This window comes from Chitinophaga sp. (genome assembly GCF_036569125.1).
Classification (GTDB): domain Bacteria; phylum Bacteroidota; class Bacteroidia; order Chitinophagales; family Chitinophagaceae; genus Chitinophaga.
Window position 1 is genome coordinate 1 of record NZ_DATCRF010000067.1, and the last position, 2,691, is coordinate 2,691.

General features: G+C 50.7%; 1 protein-coding gene. It reads left to right on the top strand.

Annotation, left to right across the window (positions count from 1 at the left end; genetic code table 11):
• The first annotated feature begins 147 nt into the window (after positions 1-147).
• A complete protein-coding gene (locus tag VIM87_RS31375) occupies positions 148-759 on the top strand; it encodes a pentapeptide repeat-containing protein (protein ID WP_414649569.1) in 612 nt (203 codons plus the stop codon).
• The last annotated feature ends 1,932 nt before the right edge of the window (positions 760-2,691 follow it).

Consider the following 2,691-nt stretch of genomic DNA (forward strand, 5'->3'; position numbering starts at 1 on the left):
TCTGAATTATTATAATCCGTCCAGATATCGCTGCCCAGTTTTGAAATGTATTGTATGCCTTTGTCGCGTAACGCTGGATAATCTTCTGCGGGCAGCAGCGGATTGGATTTTATTAAATTAACTGGCTCTTGCATGTCAGCTTATTTTATGGGAATAGATCATTTGGGGTTCTTCTTGTCCGTTTTCTTTTTAGTGCCGGTTAGCTTCAGTGGTGCTGCGGGCGCTTTTTCAGGCGCCGCCGGTTTATCGGTTGCTGCTGTTTTGGCCGGAGGAATAGTATCCTTTGCCGCAGGGTTTACCGTTGGACCGGCTGGTGCTGTTTTATCTGTTACGGGAGTATCCACTGCTGGTTTACCGGCAGCCAGCTTCTCCGCTGCGGCTTTATCAGCGGCTGTTTTTTCTGCAGCAACTTTCCCGGCTGCCAATTTCTCTGCGGCTGCTTTATCGGCGGTTGCTTTTTCTGCAGCAACTTTCTCCGCGGCCAGTTTATCGGCAGCTGTTTTTTCAGCAGCAACTTTGCCGGCAGCCAATTTCTCAGCCGCCAGCTTTTCAGCCGCCGCTTTCTCCGCAGCTGCTTTATCAGCCGTTGTTACCTTATCCGGCGCGGTGCTTACCGGTGGTTTGGTATCTGTTGCAGGTTTAGGCGGTACCGGGTCAGTGGCCTGCGGCGTGCGCGGAACATTGGCTACAGGGCCGGGTACCGGCGTTCTGGTGGCCACTCTTTGCTCGCAGCGTGATGGTTTAACCGGCTCCTCATAAGGTATAATAATATGTTTAGGTACTGATACCAGTATGGAGCGTGGGGTAGAGGGCTGCGCTACTACCACACCAATAAAGTTCAGCTGGTCCTGCAACAGGCGTTCTACATCGTCGCAGCCGGTTAGCTGGTTCAGTACTTCCGGCATGTCGTTATTGCCCTGGTCATCATCACGCTCATTATCTGTTTCCGGCGGACAACATTCATCCTTACATACAAACAGCAGGAAGTCAGTAATGAAATCTACATACGGCCTTTCTTCAATGAAATTTACAATGGAAGATGCGTAGATCTTTTGCCCGAACTTCACATCTGCATTTTCATCAAAGGCCCAGGGGGTCAGGAACTGTACCAGCTCCTCATTCAGCTTTTTCAGGAAAAAGCCTTTATCTGTACCGGATACAAATTTTACACGGAAAAAGGTAAGCACCTGCTCATACAGCGGGTTACGCGCCCTGATCTGTACAAAGGGTGAGCTGCGTTTTTTCAGGTAGGCTTCGATCTCCAGCAGGGTACGGCGGCTGGTTTTAGGCTGCAAGGGGTTAATAGCATTCCGGTTCTTCAGGTTGGCTATTGCCACCAGCAGTACGTGCCCCGGTGTTACCTGCGGGCCGCAGCAGGTGGTTTCCGGCATGCCGTCTGAATTTAGTTCCGTATGTTCCCTGCACAGGCAATTGGGATCGGTATGCGGAATGCATTTCACTTTATAAATGCTGGGGAAACGGTCCAGCACCAGGTGCTCATAATCCCATGCGTTAATGGCGCGTGCCTTATGGCGCAGGCGCTCGCTTACACGGGTATAAAATTCCTTGCCTGCCTCTGCATGTTTGCCATCAAAGGAAGCAAAGGGCTGCAATACTTTACTTACTTCCGCCACCTTTACAGACAGCTTGCTGATGCTGCCTGCGGGCAGCGCGTTATCAAAATGCGAAGGGGCGTTACCGTTATCATCAAATACTACTTCCACCGCCTGTGCCACTACATCCACCAGCATGGGGAAACGGTCTGCATGTGCAGTTACGCTGGCGCAAAACCAGTGCAGGCCGCCGGTAATAATGGTGTTGTTATTGGTAGCATCTTCCGGTACATCTATTTTAATAATGCCGGTGGTCTGAAAATCGAAGGTGCCGTCAAACACAATGGCTTCGCCTCTCAGCGGGCGCCATTCATTATTGCTCAGGTATGACCAGTGCACCGGCGGCGGATCATTTTCTTCATCCTTAGCCGTACCTTCTGCAAACTGGAACAGGAGGGAAAGCGTTTGCAGGGGCTGTACCTTTTCCAGCCCGATGAATAACATGCCTTCTTCCTGTATATCGCCGGAGTATTGGTTCAGCTGTGTGCCGGTATCAATACCGCTGGCGCTCAGCAATAATTGCGCTAAGTACCGGTCGCTGGCACTGCGGGCCAGGGCCTTGGATTTGGCTTTAGTGATGGCCGCACCTGCCGGTTGTGGTTCAGCATCCAGTGTGGGTTTGGTGGCTAAGCCTGCAGAGGTATCCACAGTGCCGTTACTATCCGTTTGCTGGTCGTACTGGCTGTAGAGGCTTGTCCAGGTGAACTGCGGCAGTAAGGATCCTTTTGCATCTACCAGCAGATCAGCTGCTTTACGGCCAAAACGGGAAGGCAGCTGTTTAATGGGGATCACCACATCATTGAGCTGGGTGAAAGATTTTACTTTACTATTATCGTTTGCGGTCAGGTCTATTTCCACTGCACCAAAGGGATATACGTGGAAGAACTGGTCTGTACCGGCTTCCAGCGCTGCCAGCTCTGAGTAATAGCTCAGTGAAACTTCTTTGATCTTAAAGAAGGCAGCGTAGGCGGCTGATTGCTGGAAGAAATTATCGTTGTTGGGATTAATGAAAAAAGTATTTTCTACCTGCAAAAATCCTTTGGGCGTTTTGCCATTCTCAAACAGGGCAGGGTATACC

Coding starts and splice junctions, on each gene's coding strand:
- VIM87_RS31375 (WP_414649569.1), top strand. CDS start 148: ATGGGAATAGATCATTTGGGGTTCTTCTTGTCCGTTTTCTTTTTAGTG.